17 protein-coding genes and 1 tRNA gene are annotated in these 18,905 nt (G+C 67.2%); 6 read left to right on the top strand and 12 right to left on the bottom strand.

The features are described 5' to 3' along the window. Positions 1–107: 107 nt before the first annotated feature. On the top strand, positions 108–1,589 hold the full coding sequence (locus HZU84_RS20255; protein ID WP_149503505.1) for a restriction endonuclease subunit S: 1,482 nt from the start codon (positions 108–110) through the stop codon (positions 1,587–1,589). A gap of 153 nt (positions 1,590–1,742) precedes the next feature. On the opposite strand, the gene HZU84_RS06040 is transcribed toward HZU84_RS20255, so the two are convergent. The 11 genes from HZU84_RS06040 to HZU84_RS05990 all read right to left on the bottom strand — a co-directional run bounded on the left by HZU84_RS06040 (position 1,743) and on the right by HZU84_RS05990 (position 13,101). After that, positions 1,743–1,819 (bottom strand) — tRNA-Pro (locus tag HZU84_RS06040). 68 nt (positions 1,820–1,887) lie between these two features. Further along, positions 1,888–2,364 (bottom strand): MerR family transcriptional regulator, encoded by a 477-nt coding sequence (locus HZU84_RS06035; RefSeq protein ID WP_149503504.1) that lies wholly within the window; start codon positions 2,362–2,364, stop codon positions 1,888–1,890. Positions 2,365–2,399: 35 nt separating this feature from the next. Further along, the gene (locus HZU84_RS06030) at positions 2,400–2,762 is read right to left on the bottom strand and encodes an integration host factor subunit alpha (protein WP_051632031.1); all 363 of its coding nucleotides are present in this window, start codon (positions 2,760–2,762) and stop codon (positions 2,400–2,402) included. A gap of 32 nt (positions 2,763–2,794) precedes the next feature. Beyond that, entirely contained in the window at positions 2,795–5,257 is a 2,463-nt protein-coding gene (pheT, locus tag HZU84_RS06025; protein WP_149503503.1) for a phenylalanine--tRNA ligase subunit beta, read from the bottom strand. Positions 5,258–5,302: 45 nt separating this feature from the next. Next, on the bottom strand, positions 5,303–6,346 hold the full coding sequence (pheS, locus tag HZU84_RS06020; protein ID WP_149503502.1) for a phenylalanine--tRNA ligase subunit alpha: 1,044 nt from the start codon (positions 6,344–6,346) through the stop codon (positions 5,303–5,305). Positions 6,347–6,479: 133 nt separating this feature from the next. Next, positions 6,480–6,836, bottom strand: coding sequence for a 50S ribosomal protein L20 (gene rplT, locus HZU84_RS06015; protein WP_037483020.1), 357 nt, complete (start codon positions 6,834–6,836; stop codon positions 6,480–6,482). Between the two features lie 25 nt (positions 6,837–6,861). Then, positions 6,862–7,065: a 50S ribosomal protein L35 gene (rpmI, locus tag HZU84_RS06010; protein ID WP_037483023.1), complete on the bottom strand. Its 204-nt coding sequence runs from the start codon at positions 7,063–7,065 to the stop codon at positions 6,862–6,864. Positions 7,066–7,236: 171 nt separating this feature from the next. Next, positions 7,237–7,785, bottom strand: a complete 549-nt coding sequence (gene infC, locus HZU84_RS06005; protein WP_076458999.1) for a translation initiation factor IF-3 — start codon at positions 7,783–7,785, stop codon at positions 7,237–7,239. A gap of 77 nt (positions 7,786–7,862) precedes the next feature. Then, the gene (gene thrS / locus HZU84_RS06000; RefSeq protein WP_149503501.1) at positions 7,863–9,788 is read right to left on the bottom strand and encodes a threonine--tRNA ligase; all 1,926 of its coding nucleotides are present in this window, start codon (positions 9,786–9,788) and stop codon (positions 7,863–7,865) included. Between the two features lie 385 nt (positions 9,789–10,173). Next, on the bottom strand, positions 10,174–11,490 hold the full coding sequence (gene aceA, locus HZU84_RS05995; protein ID WP_149503500.1) for an isocitrate lyase: 1,317 nt from the start codon (positions 11,488–11,490) through the stop codon (positions 10,174–10,176). A 255-nt stretch (positions 11,491–11,745) separates the two neighbouring features. After that, positions 11,746–13,101: a transaminase gene (locus tag HZU84_RS05990; protein ID WP_149503499.1), complete on the bottom strand. Its 1,356-nt coding sequence runs from the start codon at positions 13,099–13,101 to the stop codon at positions 11,746–11,748. A 48-nt stretch (positions 13,102–13,149) separates the two neighbouring features. Between HZU84_RS05990 and speB the strand changes: the two genes are divergently transcribed. The 3 genes from speB to HZU84_RS05975 all read left to right on the top strand — a co-directional run bounded on the left by speB (position 13,150) and on the right by HZU84_RS05975 (position 15,598). Continuing rightward, entirely contained in the window at positions 13,150–14,085 is a 936-nt protein-coding gene (gene speB, locus HZU84_RS05985; RefSeq protein WP_149503498.1) for an agmatinase, read from the top strand. A gap of 139 nt (positions 14,086–14,224) precedes the next feature. Next, positions 14,225–14,782 carry a hemerythrin domain-containing protein gene (locus tag HZU84_RS05980; protein WP_149503497.1) on the top strand — a complete coding sequence of 186 codons (558 nt, stop codon included), beginning with the start codon at positions 14,225–14,227 and terminating at the stop codon, positions 14,780–14,782. Between the two features lie 12 nt (positions 14,783–14,794). Next, a complete protein-coding gene (locus HZU84_RS05975; protein ID WP_149503496.1) occupies positions 14,795–15,598 on the top strand; it encodes a sulfite exporter TauE/SafE family protein in 804 nt (267 codons plus the stop codon). 4 nt (positions 15,599–15,602) lie between these two features. Here the strand turns inward: HZU84_RS05975 and HZU84_RS05970 are convergent, their stop codons facing one another. Then, positions 15,603–16,946 (bottom strand): sigma-54 interaction domain-containing protein, encoded by a 1,344-nt coding sequence (locus HZU84_RS05970; protein ID WP_149503495.1) that lies wholly within the window; start codon positions 16,944–16,946, stop codon positions 15,603–15,605. A 208-nt stretch (positions 16,947–17,154) separates the two neighbouring features. On the opposite strand from HZU84_RS05970, the gene cydP reads away from it, so the two are divergent. Further along, entirely contained in the window at positions 17,155–17,343 is a 189-nt protein-coding gene (gene cydP / locus HZU84_RS05965) for a cytochrome oxidase putative small subunit CydP (RefSeq protein ID WP_149503494.1), read from the top strand. Next, on the top strand, positions 17,340–18,896 hold the full coding sequence (locus HZU84_RS05960; RefSeq protein WP_149503493.1) for a cytochrome ubiquinol oxidase subunit I: 1,557 nt from the start codon (positions 17,340–17,342) through the stop codon (positions 18,894–18,896). Before cydP ends, HZU84_RS05960 begins: the two co-directional genes overlap by 4 nt. The last annotated feature ends 9 nt before the right edge of the window (positions 18,897–18,905 follow it).

Genomic DNA, 18,905 nt, shown 5'->3' with positions numbered 1-18,905 from the left:
AGGGGGGAACAAGTCCCGTCCCAGCCCAAGCCGAACTCGACTTCACCACCACTCCCCCCTTTGAAAAAGGGGGGCCGGGGGGGATTTCCGCCCACCAAGGCGCCCGAATGACCGCGGCATGGATGGAGAACCTGGAGTTGCTGGCGGAGGCGCCCGATGGCATCAAGAAGCTGCGCGGCCTGATTCTCGAATTGGCCACACAAGGCCGCCTGACAGAGACAGGTTCCGTTTGGCGTCAGACGCAACTGCGTGAACTGGTCACAAGCAGCGGAGCCGGTTGGAGTCCGAGTTGCGAGAACCGGCCACGGTCAGGTAATGAATGGGGCGTTCTCAAGGTCAGCGCTGTGTCGTGGGCGCAGTTCAATCCAGATGAAAACAAGGCACTGCCGGCATACCTGGAACCCCGGCCTGAACTTGAAGTTCGTCCCGGAGATTTTCTGATCTCGCGGGCCAATACGGCCGAACTGGTGGCGCGCAGCGTCGTCGTTGCGGACACACCGCCCCGCCTGATTCTGAGCGACAAGATCGTTCGTCTTCGGCTGTCAGAAGCGTGTGAACCGCGATTCATCCAGCTGGTCAATGCTGCTCCTGAGGCTCGCGCCTACTACGGCAGAGTTGCCGGGGGCACCAGCAGCTCGATGAAGAACGTGTCACGCGAGCAAATCCTGGCGCTTCCAGTTCTGCTCCCTCCCCTCGCCGAACAACACCGCATCGTCGCCAAAGTCGATGAACTGATGGCCCTGTGCGACCGCCTGGAAGCGCGGCAAGCCGACGCGCAGCACGCCCACGCCCGGCTGGTGCAGGCGCTGCTCGACAGCCTGACGCAGGCGCGGGATGCGGAGGAGTTTCAGGCGGCGTGGGAGCGGGTGGAGGGGAAGTTCAATGATCTGGTGACCACTGACTCATCTATGGACGGACTGCGCGCTGCAGTATTGGAATTGGCCTTTCAGGGTCGACTGACGGCGTGTAGTCGGAATGAGCCGTGGCAGTATGTAAAACTAGGTTCGGTGGCCAAGTTGATCAACGGCGACCGTGGCTCAAACTACCCGAATCGCAGCGAATACGTGCCCGAAGGCATTGCGTTCATCAACACCGGGCACATTAATCCAGACGGCAGCTTGGACCTTGATGCCATGCACTACCTGACCCGCGACAAATTCGAATCGTTGCGCTCTGGAAAAATCGAACCTGATGATCTTATCTATTGCCTGCGAGGAGCGACCCTGGGAAAGACTGCCTTCGTGCGCCCATTCACTGAAGGTGCAATTGCTTCTTCCCTGGTAATCCTGCGCTTCGCCAAGTCGGTACTCCCTGAATTTGCTTACTACTTTCTGGTAAGTCCGCAAGGACGTCGATGGATCTGGAAGTTCGACAACGGTTCGGCACAACCCAATCTCGCGGCAAGTAGCGTGAGGGAATACGAGATGCCTTTGCCTACCTTGGAGGAGCAGAGACAGGTTGTCAGCCGGGTCACCGAACTCCTCGCCCTGTGCGACCAGCTCAAGGCCGGAATCGTGGCGGCGCGGGCCAAGCAGGCGCAGCTGGCCGAGGCGCTGGTGAAGCAGGCGGTGGCAACAGCGGCGGGCTGACGCCGAAAAGCCAAAGGGCCCGCCCCCTCACGGGAGCGGACCCTTGTGTGACAGCGCGCACGTCACAGCAGCCCATCAGGCACCCGTGCGACTTTCGGAGCCCACAAAGGCCAACGGGTTGGACCCTTGTGAGGTCCAACCCGTTGAGTTCATTGGTCGGGGCGGCGGGATTCGAACTCGCGACCCCTTGCACCCCATGCAAGTGCGCTACCAGGCTGCGCTACGCCCCGACTGCTGAGAAAGAAATTATAGGATGAATTGCGCGATAGAGTCCAGCGTTTCGGGCGATTTTTTTTGATCAGGCCAGCAAGGCCCGGATCGCCAGCAGCTCGGCGCGCAGTTGCTGCGGCGTCAGCGGCCCGTCCGAGGGCTCGGGCAGCGGCGGCAGCAGCAGCAACGCCGATGGCGAGGGCAAGGCCTCATCAGGCTCGGCGCCGGCCGCAGCCAGCGGCGGCGCGGCGGCCTCGGCCAGGGCCTCGTCCAGATCCTGCTCGTCCTCGAGGGCCCGGATCGCGCCGGGGCCCAGTTCGGCCAGCCGGTTGCGCGCGCCGCTGATGGTGAAGCCCTGCTCGTAGAGCAGATCGCGGATGCGGCGCACCAGCAGCACCTCGTGGCGCTGGTAGTAGCGCCGGTTGCCGCGCCGCTTGACCGGGCGCAGCTGCGCGAACTCCTGCTCCCAGTAGCGCAGCACATGCGGCTTGACGCCGCACAGCTCGCTGACTTCGCCGATCGTGAAATAGCGCTTCGGCGGGATGGCGGGCAGGTTGTTTTCCATTCCGGATCAACGGGTTCGGAGAAAGTCCGGAGACTTTACTCCGAGTCCCCGTCGCCGGGGGCATCGCCCTGGACCGCATCCTTGAGCTTGTGGCTGGCGTGAAAGGTCACGACCTTGCGCGCCTCGATCGGGATCGACTCGCCGGTGCGCGGGTTGCGGCCCGGGCGCGGCGCCTTGCGCCGCACCTGGAAGTTGCCGAAGCCGGAGAGCTTGACCTCCTCGCCACGCGCGAGCGAGGCATGCATGAACTCGAAGAAGGCCTCGACCATGTCCTTGGACTCGCGCTTGTTCAGGCCCAGCCGCTCGAAGAGCAGCTCGGCCAGCTCGGCCTTGGTCAGCGTCGGAGTCTCGATCGAGACGACGCGGGCGGGCACGGGATCGTGGTCGTCGATGGGCATTCGGTCTCCTGGCGGCTCACAGCATCATCGTCTCACTCGCCACGCAGGCGCGCGCCCACCGCCTGGCGGGCGGCCTCGATCGCGGCCTTGACCGCCGCATCGCTGCGCTCGTCGGTCAGCGGAGCCTCGTCGTCGAGCAGCTCCAGGCGGATCGCCAGGCTGCGCTCGCCGGGCTGGAAGCCTGCAGCCCCCGGCGCCGGCCGGTAGACATCGAACAGCCGCGCCGAGCGCAGCAGCCCGCCGGTGTCGGCCGCCAGCAGGCTGCCGATCACCGCGTCATGGCCGGCCGCCTCGCCGACGATCAGCGCGATGTCGCGGTTGACCGCCTGCTGGCGCGCCACCGGCTGGTAGGCCGGCACCGGACGGGCCAGCAGCGCCGGCACATCCAGCTCGAACAGCACCGGCGCGCCCTGCCCGGCCGGCAGCTCGTAGCCCTGCTTCCAGCGCGGATGCAGCTCGCCGACGAAGCCGATCGTGCGGCCGTCCAGCTCGACGCGGGCGCAGCGGCCCGGGTGCATCGCCGGATGCTCGGCGGCGACGAAGGTCGCCACCCGCGGCGCCAGCAGCGCCTCGACATCGGCCTTGACATCGAAGAAGTCGACCGCGCGCTCCCTGGCGCCCCACTGCAGCGGCTCGACCGGGCCCCAGGCCAGACCGGCGAGCTTCAGCGGCTGGTCGATGCCGACCACCGTCTGCTCGCTGGTCTGCACCGAGGCGTCGCGGCGGAACACGCGGCCCAGCTCGAACACCCGCACGCGGGTGGCGCGGCGCGCCAGGTTGTGGCGCAGCACCTGCACCAGCGAGCCCAGCAGGCTCGAGCGCATCACCGACAGCGGTGCGGCGATCGGGTTGAGCAGGCGGATCGGCTCGAGGTTGCCGGCCAGCTCCGCCTCCCAGCGCTCCTCGACGAAGGAGAAGTTGATCGTCTCCTGGTAGTCGAGCGCGGCGACCGCACGGCGCAGCGCATGGCCGCCGCGCTGCGCCTCCGGGCGCACCCGAGCGCTGACGGGGGCCAGCGGCGCGCTCAGCGGCAGCTTGTCGAAGCCGATGACGCGGATCACCTCCTCGATCAGGTCTTCCTCGATCTCGAGGTCGAAGCGCCAGCTCGGCGGGGTGACGGTCAGCACGCCCTCGGCCTCGGTGAACGCCAGGCCCAGGCGGCGGAAGACCTCGGCGCACTGGCCTTGCGTCACCGGCATGCCGATGACCTTGGCCGCGCGCGCCACCCGCAGCGCCACCGGCGAGCGCGCCGGCAGGTTCGGCTGCACGTCGGTCACCGGGCCGCAGGCGGTGGCCTCGCCGCCGCAGATCTCGAGGATCAGCTGCGTGATGCGCTCGATGCGCGCCACGGTCTGCGCCGGGTCGACACCGCGCTCGTAGCGGTGGCCGGCGTCGGTGCTGAAGTTGTAGCGACGGCCCCGGCCGGCGACCGCGTCCGGCCACCAGAAGGCGGCCTCGACATAGACGTTCTTCGTGTCGTCGCCCACCGCGGTGGCATCGCCGCCCATGATGCCGGCGAGCGACTCGACCACTTGGCGGCCGTCGGCATGCTCGTCGGCGATCACGCCGACCTGGCCGTCGACCGTGATGGTGTTGCCGTTGAGCAGCTTCAGGCTTTCACCCTCGCGGCCCCAGCGCACCACCAGGCCACCGTGGATCTTGTCGAGGTCGAAGATGTGGCTGGGCTGGCCGGTCTCGAACATGACGTAGTTCGAGATGTCGACCAGCGCGCTGACCGGGCGCTGGCCGCAGCGCGCCAGCCGGTCGACCATCCACTGCGGGGTCTTGGCGGTGGTGTCGATGCCGCGCACGATGCGGCCGGAGAAGCGGCCGCACAGGTCGGTCGCCTCGACGCGCACCGCCACCGTGTCGTCCAGCGTCGGCACGACCGGCTCGGCCGTCAGCGCCTTCAGCGGCGCGCCGGTCAGCGCCGACACTTCGCGCGCGATGCCGTAGACGCTCAGGGAGTGGCCGAGATTCGGCGTGAGCTTGAGCGTGAACAGCGTGTCGTCGAGGTTCAGGTACTCGCGGATGTCGGTGCCCACCGGCGCGTCGGCCGGCAGCTCGAGCAGGCCGCCGTGGTCGTCGGCGATTCTGAGCTCGCGCGCCGAGCACAGCATGCCGAAGCTCTCGACGCCGCGCAGCTTGCCCTTGCCGATCTTGAAGGGCTTGCCGTCCTCGCCGGGCGGCAGCTCCGCGCCGACGGTGGCCAGCGGGATCTTGATGCCGGCGCGGGCATTCGGGGCGCCGCAGACGATCTGCAGCGGGCCGTCCTTGCTGAACGGGCCGGCCGCGACGGTGCACACCCGCAGCTTGTCGGCGTTGGGGTGCTGGTCGGCGGTCAGGATCTCGGCGACGACGATGCCGGTGAAGGGCGGTGCGACCGGCTGGAGCTCCTCGACTTCCATGCCGGACATCGTCAGCAGGTCGGCAAGCTCTTGCGTCGTCAGCTCAGGGTTGCAGTACTCGCGCAACCACGATTCGGGAAATTGCATCTTCTGGTCCTTGGAATCCGGGGCGTGGCGGGCTGGGCCGGGAAATCAGCGGAACTGGCCGAGGAAGCGCAGATCGCCCTCGAAGAACAGGCGCAGGTCGGCCACGCCGTAGCGCAGCATCGTCAGCCGGTCCGGGCCCATGCCGAAGGCGAAGCCGATGTGGCGCTCCGGATCCAGGCCGAAGTTGCGCACCACGTTCGGGTGCACCTGGCCGGAGCCGGCCACCTCCAGCCAGCGGCCCTTCAGCGGCCCCGACGAGAAGGCGATGTCGACCTCGGCCGACGGCTCGGTGAAGGGGAAGAAGCTGGGGCGGAAGCGCAGCTGCAGATCGTCCGTCTCGAAGAAGGTGCGGAAGAAGTCGGTGAAGACCGCCTTCAGGTCCTTGAACGAGACGTTCTCGCCGATCCACAGGCCTTCGCACTGGTGGAACATCGGCGAATGGGTCGCGTCGCTGTCGACGCGGTAGGTGCGGCCCGGCGCGATGACGCGGATCTCGGGCAGCGGATCCTTGCCGGCATGGGTGGCGGCATGCTGGCGCGCATAGCGCACCTGCATCGGCGAGGTGTGCGGGCGCAGGCACAGCGGGCGGCCGGCCTCGTCCTTCATGTCGACGTAGAAGGTGTCCTGCATCGAACGCGCCGGATGGTTCTCCGGATTGTTCAGCGCGGTGAAGCTGTACCAGTCGGTCTCGATCTCGGGGCCGTCGGCGACGTCGAAGCCCATCGAGCCGAAGATCTGCTCGATGCGCTCCATCGTGCGCGACACCGGATGCAGGCCCCCGACGGAGCGGCCGCGACCGGGCAGCGTGACATCGAGCGCCTCGGCCTTGAGCTGCGCCTGCAGTTCGGCCTCGGCCAGCGCCTGGCGGCGGGCGGTGAGCGCGGCTTCGATGCGCTGCTTGGTCTCGTTGATCGCGGCGCCGCGGGTCTTCTTCTCTTCGGGCGACAGTTTCGCCATGCCCTTGAGCAGCTCGGTCACCTGACCGGTCTTGCCGGTGTAGCGCGCCTTGGCGTCTTCGAGCTGGGCGGGCGTGGTGGCCGCCGCGAAGTCGGCCTGCGCGGCCTGCACGAGTTGGTCGAGATCGTTCATCGGGGGACGGGTTGTGCATGCTGCCGTCGCGCGCACCTGCGGGCGGCGACAGCCAAGAAAAAAGGCCGAACGCAGTGTCGGCCTTTTTCGAGGGACACGGAAACGGCGCGAACCGCTTCCGGTGCCGTCAGACTCAAGCGAGCTGGGCCTTCACCTTCTCGACGATGCTGCCGAAGGCGGCAGGATCGTTGACGGCGAGGTCGGCCAGGACCTTGCGGTCCAGGTCGATCTTGGCCTTCTTCAGGCCGGCGACGAACTTGCTGTACGTCAGGCCCAGAGCGCGCGAACCGGCGTTGATACGCGCGATCCACAGGCGACGGAATTCGCGCTTCTTGGCACGGCGGTCACGGTAGGCGTACTGGCCCGCCTTCATCACCGCCTGCTTGGCGATGCGATAGACGTTCTTGCGACGACCACGGAAACCCTTGGCGAGGGCGAGGACCTTCTTGTGACGGGCGCGGGCGGTAACACCACGTTTGACGCGAGGCATTGTGTGACTCCTTCAGTGTGGTGAATTACAGACCGGCGAACGGCAGCATCTGTGCCATGTGACCCATGTTGGTCTCATGCACATTGGCGGCACCGCGCAGCTGGCGCTTCGTCTTGGTCGACTTCTTGGTCAGGATGTGGCGCTTGAAGGCTTGGCCGCGCTTCACGGTACCACCCGGACGCACGCGAAAACGCTTCTTCGCGCTGCTCTTGGTCTTCATCTTGGGCATGACTGCTCCTTGGAATGTTCCTGCGAGGCGGCCCGAACGACTCGGACTCTTGGGGGCCTGCGGGCACTGAGCGACAGCGGCGACCAGACCGCTGCGCGCTCGAAAAACGTCGATTGTCGCCGAGCGGCGACTTTTGTGCCAGCCCCGCGCAAGCGCGGGAGCTGGCGGAGATCATTTCTTGCGCTTCGGCGCCAGCACCATGATCATCTGGCGGCCTTCGAGCTTGGGCATGTGCTCGACCACCGACACATCGGTCAGCTCGTCGCGCACCCGCTCCAGCAGGCGCATGCCGATGTCCTGGTGGGTGATCTCGCGGCCACGGAAACGCAGCGTGACCTTGCCCTTGTCGCCATCCTCGAGGAAGCGGCGCAGGTTGCGCATCTTGATCTGGTAGTCGCCTTCGTCCGTGCCCGGACGGAACTTGACTTCCTTCACGTCGATGACGTGCTGCTTGGCCTTGGCCTCCGCGGCACGCTTCTGTTCCTGATACTTGAACTTGCCGTAGTCCATCAGGCGGCACACCGGCGGCTGCGCCGTCGCGGAGATCTCCACCAGGTCCACGTCGCTTTCGGCGGCCAGCCGCAGGGCCTCCTGGATGCTGACGATGCCCAGCGGCTCGTTTTCCGGTCCGTTCAGACGAACTTCGGGGACGACGATCTCGCGGTTGAGACGATGCTTGCGCTCCGCGTTGGGCGTGCGGCGATCAAGAAAGGTAGCGATGGTGAGATTCCTTCAAGGGCTGGCGACCCAAAAACCATGGATTCACGCCTGGGGACAAGGACCGAAGGCGCCGGACCTCACTCGCTCCGCACAGGAGCCAGTTCGGCGGCGATCTTCTGGGAGAAGGCTTCGAGAGCCATCACCCCGAGGTCCTGATTGCCTCGGGCGCGCACTGCAACGGCCCCCGCGGCCCTCTCCTTGTCACCGACAACGAGCAGGTAAGGAACCTTCTGCAAAGAATGCTCGCGGATTTTATACGTGATCTTTTCATTGCGCAAATCGAGCGAGACCCTAAGTCCTTGTTTTTGCAGCGTTTTGGCCACGTCGCGCGCGTAGTCGGCCTGCGCATCGGTAATGTTCAGCACCACGACCTGGATCGGCGCCAGCCAGGAAGGCAGCGCGCCGGCGTGCTCCTCGATCAGGATGCCGATGAAACGCTCCAGGCTGCCGAGAATGGCGCGGTGCAGCATCACCGGATGCACCCGGTCGCCCGATTCCGCGACATATTCCGCACCCAGTCGCTCAGGCAGCGAGAAATCGACCTGGATCGTGCCGCACTGCCAGTGGCGGCCGAGCGCATCCTTCAGCGTGTACTCGATCTTCGGGCCGTAGAAGGCGCCGTCGCCCGGGGCGATCTCGAACTCGCAGCCGGTGCGGCGCAGGCTCTCGATCAGCGCGCTCTCGGCCTTGTCCCAGAGCGCGTCGGCGCCGATGCGCTTCTCGGGCCGCGTCGCGACCTTGTAGAGGATCTCGGTGAAGCCGAAATCGGCGTAGACCTTCTGCAGCAGCGCGGTGAAGGCGTCGCACTCGGCCTGGATCTGGTCCTCGGTGCAGAAGATGTGGCCATCGTCCTGCGTGAAGCCGCGCACGCGCATGATGCCGTGCAGACCGCCTGTGGGCTCGTTGCGGTGGCACTGGCCGAACTCGCCGTAGCGCAGCGGCAGGTCGCGGTAGCTCTTGATGCCCTGCTTGTAGATGAGGATGTGGCCGGGGCAGTTCATCGGCTTGAGCGCATAGTCGCGCTTCTCCGACTCGGTCACGAACATGTTGTCGCGGTACTTGTCCCAGTGGCCGGTCTTCTCCCACAGACCCTTGTCGAGGATCTGCGGGCCCTTGACCTCCTGGTAGCCGTTGTCGCGGTAGACCGCGCGCATGTACTGCTCGACCGCCTGCCAGACCGTCCAGCCCTTCGGGTGCCAGAAGACGGTGCCGGGCGAATGCTCGTCCATGTGGAAGAGATCGAGTTCGCGGCCCAGGCGGCGGTGGTCGCGCTTCTCGGCTTCTTCCAGCATCGTCAGGTACTTCTGCAGATCGTCCTTGGTGGCCCAGGCGGTGCCGTAGACGCGTTGCAGCATCTCGTTGCGGTGGTCACCGCGCCAGTAGGCGCCGGCCACCTTCATCAGCTTGAAGAACTTGAGCTTGCCGGTGCTGGGCACGTGCGGGCCGCGGCACAGGTCGGTGAAGGCGCCCTCGGCGTAGAGCGAGACGTCCTGGTCGGCCGGGATGCTCTCGATGATCTCGGCCTTGTAGGCCTCGCCGATCGACTTGAAGTAGTCGACCGCCTCGTCGCGCGGCAGCACGCGGCGCACCACCTTCTCGTCCTTGTTCGCCAGCTCAAGCATCTTCTTCTCGATGGCCGCCAGATCCTCGGGCGTGAAGGGGCGCTTGTAGGCGAAGTCGTAGTAGAAGCCGTGCTCGATCGTCGGGCCGATGGTGACCTGCGCGTCGGGGAAGAGCTCCTTGACCGCGTAGGCCAGCAGGTGGGCGGTCGAGTGGCGGATGATGTCCAGGCCGTCGGCATCCTTGGCGGTGATGATCGCCAGCTTCGTGTCGGCCTCGATCAGGTGGCTGGTGTCGACCAGGCGCGCGCCCTCGCCCGCGCCGACCCGACCGGCCAGGGCCGCCTTGGCCAGGCCGGTGCCGATCGACGCGGCGACATCGGCCACCGTGACCGGGCCGGGAAATTCACGCAGGGAGCCATCGGGGAGCTGGATCGAGATCATCGGGGAACCTTGGACGGAAGAGGAATTCGGAAAAGCAAAAAGCGCGGGGTCGCCGCGCTTTCCGTCTGGGGACTGTCGGGAAACAAGCCGCGGCCGACCGGTCAGACCGCGGTGGCGGTCCGTGATGACGGTGAAGTTCGCGGTGTCATAACCCTTGGTGCCTTTCCCGTGTCTTGCTGGTCGGTGGATCGGAAGGATCTTCGCATTTTATCCGATGCTTCCCGGCATCGCGATCGCACCAAAAAAGAGGCCCCGGAGGCATGAACTCCGAGGCCTTCAAGAACAGAACTCAAAACAGAACGTTGCAAAGCCACATGAACTGTGGGTTGGCACCCGCACGGCCGACCGGATCACGGACCGGCCCGCACGGGCGCCGGAGCAGTCATCAGTGGAACTGCTCTTCCTCGGTCGAGCCGGTCAGCGCCTTGACGCTGGACGACCCGCCCTGGATCACGGTGGTCACTTCGTCGAAGTAGCCGGTGCCGACTTCCTGCTGGTGCGACACGAAGGTGTAGCCTTGTTCGCGGGCCTGGAATTCCGGCTCCTGGACCATGTTGACGTAGTGCTTCATGCCTTCGCCGCGGGCATAGGCGTGGGCGAACTTGAAGGTGTTGTACCAGTTGACGTGGATGCCGGCCAGCGTGATGAACTGGTACTTGTAGCCCAGCGCGCTCAGCTCTTCCTGGAAGGAAGCGATCTGGCTGTCGCTCAGGTTCTTCTTCCAGTTGAACGACGGCGAGCAGTTGTACGACAGCAGCTTGCCCGGGCAGGCCGACAGCACGGCCTGCGCGAATTCACGGGCGAAGCCGATGTCGGGCACGCCGGTCTCGCACCACACCAGGTCGGCGTAGGGCGCGTAGGCGACGCCGCGGCTGATCGACTGCTCCAGACCGTTCTTCACGCGGAAGAAGCCTTCCTGGGTGCGCTCGCCGGTCAGGAAGGGCTTGTCGTTCTCGTCGTAGTCCGAGGTGATCAGGTTGGCCGCTTCGGCATCGGTGCGGGCCAGGATCAGGGTCGGCACGCCCATCACGTCGGCGGCGAAACGGGCGGAGATCAGCTTCTCGACGGCCTCGCGGGTCGGGACCAGCACCTTGCCACCCATGTGACCGCACTTCTTGGCCGCGGCCAGCTGGTCTTCGAAGTGAACGCCGGCAGCGCCCGACGCGATCATGTTCTTCATCAGCTCGAAGGCGTTCAGCACGCCGCCGAAGCCGGCTTCCGCGTCAGCGACGATCGGCAGGAAGTAGTCGATGTAGCCTTCGTCGCCCGGGTTGATGCCGCGGCTCCACTGGATCTCGTCGGCGCGCTTGAAGGTGTTGTTGATGCGACGCACCATCGTCGGCACCGAGTCGTAGGCGTACAGCGACTGGTCCGGGTACATCGTTTCCGAGGTGTTGCCGTCGGCGGCGACCTGCCAGCCCGACAGGTACACCGCTTCTAGGCCGGCCTTGGCCTGCTGCATCGCCTGACCGGCGGTGATCGCGCCGAAGGCGTTGACATAGCCCTTCTTGGCGCCGCCGTTGACCTTGTCCCACAGGACCTGGGCACCGCGCTGGGCCAGGGTGTACTCGGGCTGCAGCGAGCCGCGCAGGCGCACGACGTCAGCAGCGCTGTAGCCACGCTTCACCAGCTTCCAGCGGGGGTTCTCGGCCCAGTCCTTCTCGAGGGCGGCGATCTGTTGTTCGCGGGTCAGGTTCGTCATGAGTCTCTCCGTTCGACGGTGTTTCAAGGAGGCTGAACACGGCGTGTTCGATGGCTCAAGCTTAATCCCGCCCCTTCCGGACGCCAACACTTATGTCTTATATAAGACATCTTTTTGATCCCAATGAAATCAACAACTTATAGAGATCATTTCACATCATGGCAAAAGTTTTCTCACGATGGAAAATTTTGATGCGCCGCAGCAGAACAATTTTCCGCATTATGGAACGATGTTCGGCAGCATGAAAATTCCGGATCAGGCCGGGGTCAGACCGGCAAGGAAGCGGTCGAGCAGCGCCGCGACCCGGTCGATCGCCGCATCGTCCGTCTCGGGCGAGACCAGCAGCATGTCGTGAAAGGGCGTCAGCAGCACGCCGCGGTTGAGCAGCCACAGGTGCAGCAGCCGCTCCAGCGGCGCGTGCATCGCCGCGGCGGCCTCGCGCGCGTCGCGCGGCGCGCGGGCACAGAACTGCAGCTCCATGCGCGCGCCCAGCCGGGTCACGCTCCAGGGCAGCGCACGCGCGGCGATCACCTGCTCCAGCGCGGCCTGCAGCCGCGCCGCGCCGGCTTCCATGCGCGCCCAGGCCGCAGGCGTCATCACCTCGGCCAGACAGGCCTGCAGCGCTGCCAGCCCGAGCAGGCCGCCCGAGAGCGTCGTGCCGATGCCGGAATGGCCCTCGGGCGCGGCCTCCTTCGTGCGCGCCATGCGCTCGGCCACCGCATCGGTGAAGCCGTAGACCGCGCAGGGCATGCCGCCGGCCACCGCCTTGCCGGCGACCAGGAAGTCCGGCTGCAGCCCGAGCCGGCGCCCCAGTCCGCCGGGACCGCTCGACAGCGTGTGCGTCTCGTCGAGCACCAGCAGCGTGCCGTGGCGCCGGCAGGCCGCCTGCACCGCCTCCAGGAAACCCGGCAGCGGCGGCACCAGGCCGCAGTTGGTGAGCGCAGGCTCGGTCAGCACCGCCGCGATGTCGCCGCCGGCCAGCGCCGCCTCGACCGCCGCGGCATCGTTGAAGGGCACGACGACGGTGCCGATCGCCAGATCCTGCACCTGGCCGAGCAGACTGGCGCGGGTGAGCGTGCGCCCGTCGTCGGCGCGGTCGACCAGCGTGTCGTCGACGGTGCCGTGATAGCAGCCCTCGAAGACCAGCAGCTTCGGCCGCCCGGTGATCGCGCGCGCCCAGCGCAGCACGAAGCGGTTGGCGTCGGTCGCGCTCAGCGTGACCTGCCAGCGCGGCAGCCCGAACAGCGCAGCCAGCCGCCGGCCGATGTCGGGCAGCGTCCCGGGCGGCAACATCGCGGTCAGGCCGCGCCCGGCCTGAAGCGCCAGCGCCTGCGCCACCGGCGCCGGGCCGTGGCCGAACATCGCGCCGGTGTCGCCCAGGCAGAAATCGTCGTAGACATGCCCATCGACGCAGCGCAGCCGCGCGCCGCGCGCCTCGGCGACGAACAGCGGCCGCGGCGCCGGCCAGTCGCGCATCCAGTGCATCGGCAGGCCGTAGAGCCAGTGGCGGGTGGCCTCGTCGGCCAGCGCGACCGAACGCGGGTGGGTGTCGAGATAGCGCTGCACCTCGGCGGCGTGCAGGGCCTGCAGGGTTTCGGGCGAGGTCTTCATGCCGCGGATCTTGCACACTGCGGGCCTGATCGACCCTCGGTTCAAGCCATGAGCGACCACGCCTTCGCCTTCCTGTCCGCCCACACCTTCATGAAAGTGCCTGCCGGCCCGCAGCCCCGCCCCTTCGGCCTGGCCGGCATCGCCTGGGACGGCGCCGTCACCAACCGCCCCGGCGCGCGCTTCGGCCCGCGCGCGATCCGCCAGGCCAGCCACATGCTGTGCGACGGCATCCATCCGCTGTTCGACGTCTCGCCCGACGCGCTGCTGTGCGACCACGGCGACCTGGCGCTGCCCAACACCAGCCTGGAGCGCATGCGCGCGGCGCTGGAGCCGCAGGCCGCGGCGCTGCTGGCGCGCCAGCACATGGTCTGGCTCGGCGGCGACCACTCGATCACGCTGTCGCTGCTGCGCGCCCAGCGCCGGCAGCACGGCCGCCCGCTCGGCGTGCTGCACTTCGATGCCCACTGCGACACCTGGGAAGACCATTTCGGCGAGCCCAGCGGCCACGGCACCTGGGTGTACGAGGCGATCCAGGAGGGCCTGGTCGATCCGCAGGCGTTTGCGCAGATCGGCATCCGCAGCGCCGGCCACCGCGCCGCGCGCGACTACGTGTGCGACCAGGGCGGCCTGATCTGGACCGCGCGCGACCTGCGCGGGCGCGAGAGCGCCGCCCAGCTCGCCGAGGTCATCGACACGCTGAAGGCGCGCTGGGCCGCCCGCGGCCAGCCGCCGCTCTACCTCAGCTTCGACATCGACGCGCTCGATCCGGCCTTCGCACCCGGCACCGGCACGCCCGAGCCCGGCGGCCTGACCACCGCGCAGGCGCTGACGCTGCTCGAGGAGCTGGCCGGCGAGAACTGGGTCGGCATGGACTGCGTCGAGGTCGCGCCACCCTACGACCACGCCGATCTCAGCAGCAATGCCGCCGCGACGCTGGTCTGGACCTATCTGTGCGGCCAGGCGGCGAAGAAGGCACCAGAATGAGGCAAGATCGGCACGGATGCACCTGAAATGTGAATTTCCTCCGGACTGATCCCGGGTTGACCTCGCTCAACCCGCGTGCCGGCGACAGGCCAAGAATGGGCCCATCGCGCTGCTGCAGCGCACCACCCAGGAGTCGATCATGAGCCTGTCCGCATCCCTTGCCGCTGAAGCCGTCCTGCCGGTGCCGATCCCGGTCGAGCAGGAATTCGAGGCGCTGGACACCTGCCACCGCGAGGTGCTGGCGACGCTGCGCGACATGGCCGCCCTGGTCGATCATCTGGACGACAAGGGCGTCGATGCGGTGGCACGCCGCATGGCCTCCGACATCGTGCGCTTCTTCAGCCAGACCGCACGCGCGCACCATGCCGACGAGGAGCGGCTGGTCTTTCCCGGCCTGCTCGCCAGCGGCGACGCCGAGCTGGTGCAGCACATCCTGCGCCTGCAGCAGGATCACGGCTGGCTCGAGGAAGACTGGCTGGAGCTGTCGGCGCAGATCGATGCAGTCGCTCAGGGCTACAGCTGGTACGACATCGATGCGCTGCGCCAGGGCACCGCCGTCTTCACCGAGCTCTACAAGGACCACATCGATCTGGAGGAGTCGCTGATCTATCCGGAGGCGCGCCGCCAGCTGATGGTGCGCCCGCAGGCCGGCGAGGCCCGCGCCCGCCGCGCGCGGAGCAGAGACGCACGGAGCTGAGACACTCGGGGCATGTCCGCACTTGATCTGCCCCTGAACCTCTCCCATCTTCTGCTGCTGAGCGCCTCGGCGCTGGGCGCCGGCGCGCTCAACGCGATCGCCGGAGGCGGCAGCTTTCTCACCTTTCCTGCGCTGGTCTGGACCGGCCTGCCGCCGATCGTCGCCAATGCGACCAGCGCGGTGGCGGTCAGTCCCGGCTACCTCGGCAGCGCGCTGGGCTTCCGGCGCGAACTCGCCGAGCTGCCGGCCGCACGCCGCCATGCCGAGGCGCTGATCTGCGCGCTGGGCGGCCTGGCCGGAGCCGGGCTGCTGCTGGTCACGCCGGCCCGGCTGTTCTCGGCCGCGGTGCCGTGGCTGCTGCTGTTCGCTACCGTGCTGTTCGCGCTCGGACCGCGCCTGGTGGCCGCACGCCGGGCGCGGGACGCCAGCACGTCGGCGCCCTCGCCCTCTTCTTCCGCCTCCTCGCTGCGGGCGCAGCGGCTCGGCCTGTTCGCGGTGGCCGTCTACGGCGGCTATTTCAACGGCGGCCTGGGCATCCTGCTGATGGCGCTGTACACGCTGACCGGCGAATCCAGCCTCAACACCGCCAACGCGCTGAAGAACCTGAACTCGCTGGTGCTGTCGCTGCTGTCGGTGGCCGCCTTCGCCTGGGCCGGCGCAGTGGCCTGGCCGCAGGCGCTGGTGATGATGGTGGCCGCCACGCTGGGCGGCTTCATCGGCGCGCGGCTGGCACGACGGCTGCCGGCTGCCTGGGTGCGCACCGGCGTGGTGCTGACCGGCCTGGCGATGACGGCGGCCTTCCTGATGCGCGGTTGAGCCCTCAGGATCCGGAATGCTGGCCGAGCGCCCGGAGCTTGCGGTAGAGCGATCTCTCGCTGATGCCGAGCTGGCGGGCCAGCTCGGCACGTGTGCCTTGATGGCTGCGCAAGCGCTCCTGCAGCACGGCCAGCTCGACATCGCGCAGAGACCGCTGCGGCGGCACGGCCACAGGTTCGGGCGCCCGCGTGCCCAGGAGCGGCGCCGGCACCGACAGGGCATCGGCACCGAGCGCAGCCTCGATCTCGTCGACCCCGATCTCGAGCTCGTCGGCCAGCAGGGAGGCACGCTCGAGCACATTGCGCAGCTCGCGCACATTGCCCGGGAAGGCATGCCGCTGCAGTCGATCGAGCGCGCCGGCAGACAGCACCATGCGCGGCCGGGATGCCACCCGCTCGAGCAGGGCCTGCGCCAGCAGCGCAATGTCGCCCGCGCGTTCCCGCAGGGGCGGCAGCACGATCGGGAAGGCACTCAGCCGGTAGTAGAGATCCTCGCGAAAGCGCCCATCGGCCACCATCGCCTTCAGGTCGCGGTGCGTGGCCGCCACCACGCGCACATCGGTGCGCCGCAGCTCGGTGCTGCCCACGCGGCGATAGGTGCCGCTTTCCAGCAGCCTGAGCAGCTTGACCTGCATCGGCAAAGGAATGTCGCCGACCTCGTCCAGGAACAGGGTGCCGCCGCTGGCCGACTCCACCAGCCCCGGCCGGCTCGTGCCGGCCCCGGTGAAAGCCCCCCGCTCGTGGCCGAAGAGCTCGCTCTCGAACAGCGTCTCGGGCAGGCTGGCGCAGTCCACCACCACCAGGCAGTGCGCCGCACGCGGGCTGGCCTCGTGCACCGCCTGCGCCACCAGCTCCTTGCCGGTGCCGGACTCGCCCAGCAGCAGCACGCTGGCCCGTGACGGCCCGACCCGGGCCACCTGCGACAGCAGCCGCCGGAAAGGCTCCGAGCGGCCGATCAGGCCCTGGACCGCCGGCTGCCCCTGCGCGACACGCAAGGGCTCCATCTTCTCGATGAAGAAGGCCTGCTCGCCGCGGGCATCGCGCAGCGGCACCAGCTCGATGTTGACGTAGGACTCGCCCTGGGGCGTGTGGTGCAGGTGCAGCACACGCTCGCGCTGCCCGGACTCGCGCGAGCGCGCCAGCGGGCAGCTTTCCCCGGCCTGGTCGCAGGGCACGTCGAAGTGATGGGAGACCTCATGACAGGTGCGCCCGATCACCGATCCCTGCGGACTGAACTGGCGCCGATAGGCCGCGTTGGCCGCCATGATCCGGTACTGCCGGTCGAACAGGATGTGAGGCTCGGGCAGCCCTTCCAGATAGGACACCAGTTCGGGCAGGACAGCGGCCATCGGATTCATGCTCCAGGAAGATCGGCGGGGTGGGACCGAGTCTACGGCCATCATGACAGCGGCTGCATGAATGGCATGTCAATGCCATGAATGGCAGCCACTGAACTGCCAAACTGGCATGAACAAAGATCGATACTTCACAAGTCATTGTTCTGAAAGGATTTTTTCCAATCTCGATCCGTGGCACGCATCTTGAGAAAGAGAAGGCATGAACAAGCCCTCTGCCCAGGATCGCCTGGTCCGCCATCTGGCCGTCGCCATCGTGCTGAAGCTCATGGTGCTGACCGGCCTGTGGGCAGCCTTCGTGCAGGACGAACAGGTCAGCGTCGATGCCGATCGGGCTGCGGCCCACCTGGGCGGCCCTGCACCTGTCGTCACCCGCGGAGAACCCTCGTGATTCCGGAACAACTCGTCGACCTGTCGCGCCTGCAGTTCGCTGCCACCGCGATGTACCACTTCCTCTTCGTGCCGCTGACGCTGGGCATGGTGTGGCTGCTGGTGATCATGGAGAGCGTCTACGTGATGACCGGCCAGGTCATCTGGAAGGACATGACCCGCTTCTGGGGCAAGCTCTTCGGCATCAACTTCGCGCTTGGCGTCACCACCGGCATCACGCTGGAGTTCCAGTTCGGCACCAACTGGGCCTACTACTCGCACTACGTCGGCGACATCTTCGGCGCGCCGCTGGCCATCGAAGGATTGATGGCCTTCTTCCTGGAGTCGACCTTCATCGGCCTGTTCTTCTTCGGCTGGGACCGGCTGACAAAGACCCAGCACCTGATGGTGACCACGCTGATGGCCGTGGGCACCAACCTCAGCGCGCTGTGGATCCTGATCGCCAACGGCTGGATGCAGAACCCGGTGGGCGCGGAGTTCAGCTACCAGACGATGCGCATGGAAATGACGGACTTCTGGGCGGTCGTCTTCAATCCCGACGCGCAGGTCAAGTTCGTGCACACCGTCTCCGCGGGCTATGTCACCGGCGCGATGTTCGTGCTGTCGGTGTCGAGCTGGTACCTGCTCCGGGGCCGCGATATCGAGTTCGCCAAGCGCAGCTTCCGCGTGGCGTCGGCCTTCGGGCTGGCCAGCGTGCTGAGCGTGATCGTGCTCGGTGACGAAAGCGGCTACACCGTGGGCGAGGCCCAGCAGACCAAGATGGCCGCCATCGAGGCCATGTGGGAGACCGAGCCCGCGCCCGCCAGCTTCAACGTCATCGCGGGCATCAACGAGGCTGAACAGAAGAACGACTGGGCTGTCGAAATCCCGTGGGTGATGGGCCTGATCGGCACCCGCTCGGTGACGAAGCAAATCCCCGGCATCCACGAGATCAAGGCGAAGAACCGTGAGCGCATCGTCAACGGCATCACCGCCGTCGCTGCACTGGAAACCCTGCGCAAGAACCGCGACGACGCCGAGGCCAAGCGCGTGCTCGAAGCGACCAAGGGCGACCTCGGCTTCGGCCTGCTGCTGAAGAAGTACACCGCCGACGTGCGCCAGGCCACCCCCGCGATGATCGACCAGGCCATGCACGACACCGTGCCGCGCGTGACGCCGATGTTCTGGAGCTTCCGGATCATGGTCGGGCTGGGCTTCGCGATGCTGCTGCTGTTCGGCCTGAGTTTCTGGGCCACGCTGAAGGGCGAGTTCCAGACGCGGCCCTGGCTGCTGCGCGCTGCGGTGCTGATGCTGCCGGCGCCGTGGATCGCCTGCGAGCTGGGCTGGGTGGTGGCCGAATACGGCCGCCAGCCCTGGACCATCTACGGCGTGCTGCCGACGCACATGAGCGTCTCCACGCTCAGCGTGAACAGCCTGTACGGCTCGCTGGCGGGCTTCATCGGCTTCTACACGGTGCTGCTGATCGTCGAGATCTACCTGATGCAGAAGTTCGCGCGTCAGGGGCCCGGCTCACTGGGCACCGGCCGCTACCAGTTCGAACCCGCACACGCCTGAGGCACGCAC

Origin of the sequence: Sphaerotilus sulfidivorans (genome assembly GCF_013426975.1) — a bacterium.
GTDB lineage: Bacteria > Pseudomonadota > Gammaproteobacteria > Burkholderiales > Burkholderiaceae_C > Sphaerotilus > Sphaerotilus sulfidivorans.
Note: the sequence above shows the minus strand (reverse complement) of the source record. Positions and strands in the feature narration are given on the sequence as shown.

Excerpts from the sequence above, each read along its gene's own strand:
- HZU84_RS20255 (WP_149503505.1), top strand. The coding sequence starts at position 108 with ATGACCGCGGCATGGATGGAGAACCTGGAGTTGCTGGCGGAGGCGCCC.
- HZU84_RS06035 (WP_149503504.1), bottom strand. The coding sequence starts at position 2,364 with ATGGAAAACAACCTGCCCGCCATCCCGCCGAAGCGCTATTTCACGATC.
- HZU84_RS06030 (WP_051632031.1), bottom strand. The coding sequence starts at position 2,762 with ATGCCCATCGACGACCACGATCCCGTGCCCGCCCGCGTCGTCTCGATC.
- pheT (WP_149503503.1), bottom strand. The coding sequence starts at position 5,257 with ATGCAATTTCCCGAATCGTGGTTGCGCGAGTACTGCAACCCTGAGCTG.
- pheS (WP_149503502.1), bottom strand. The coding sequence starts at position 6,346 with ATGAACGATCTCGACCAACTCGTGCAGGCCGCGCAGGCCGACTTCGCG.
- rplT (WP_037483020.1), bottom strand. The coding sequence starts at position 6,836 with ATGCCTCGCGTCAAACGTGGTGTTACCGCCCGCGCCCGTCACAAGAAG.
- rpmI (WP_037483023.1), bottom strand. The coding sequence starts at position 7,065 with ATGCCCAAGATGAAGACCAAGAGCAGCGCGAAGAAGCGTTTTCGCGTG.
- thrS (WP_149503501.1), bottom strand. The coding sequence starts at position 9,788 with ATGATCTCGATCCAGCTCCCCGATGGCTCCCTGCGTGAATTTCCCGGC.
- aceA (WP_149503500.1), bottom strand. The coding sequence starts at position 11,490 with ATGACGAACCTGACCCGCGAACAACAGATCGCCGCCCTCGAGAAGGAC.
- HZU84_RS05990 (WP_149503499.1), bottom strand. The coding sequence starts at position 13,101 with ATGAAGACCTCGCCCGAAACCCTGCAGGCCCTGCACGCCGCCGAGGTG.
- speB (WP_149503498.1), top strand. The coding sequence starts at position 13,150 with ATGAGCGACCACGCCTTCGCCTTCCTGTCCGCCCACACCTTCATGAAA.
- HZU84_RS05980 (WP_149503497.1), top strand. The coding sequence starts at position 14,225 with ATGAGCCTGTCCGCATCCCTTGCCGCTGAAGCCGTCCTGCCGGTGCCG.
- HZU84_RS05975 (WP_149503496.1), top strand. The coding sequence starts at position 14,795 with ATGTCCGCACTTGATCTGCCCCTGAACCTCTCCCATCTTCTGCTGCTG.
- HZU84_RS05970 (WP_149503495.1), bottom strand. The coding sequence starts at position 16,946 with ATGGCCGCTGTCCTGCCCGAACTGGTGTCCTATCTGGAAGGGCTGCCC.
- cydP (WP_149503494.1), top strand. The coding sequence starts at position 17,155 with ATGAACAAGCCCTCTGCCCAGGATCGCCTGGTCCGCCATCTGGCCGTC.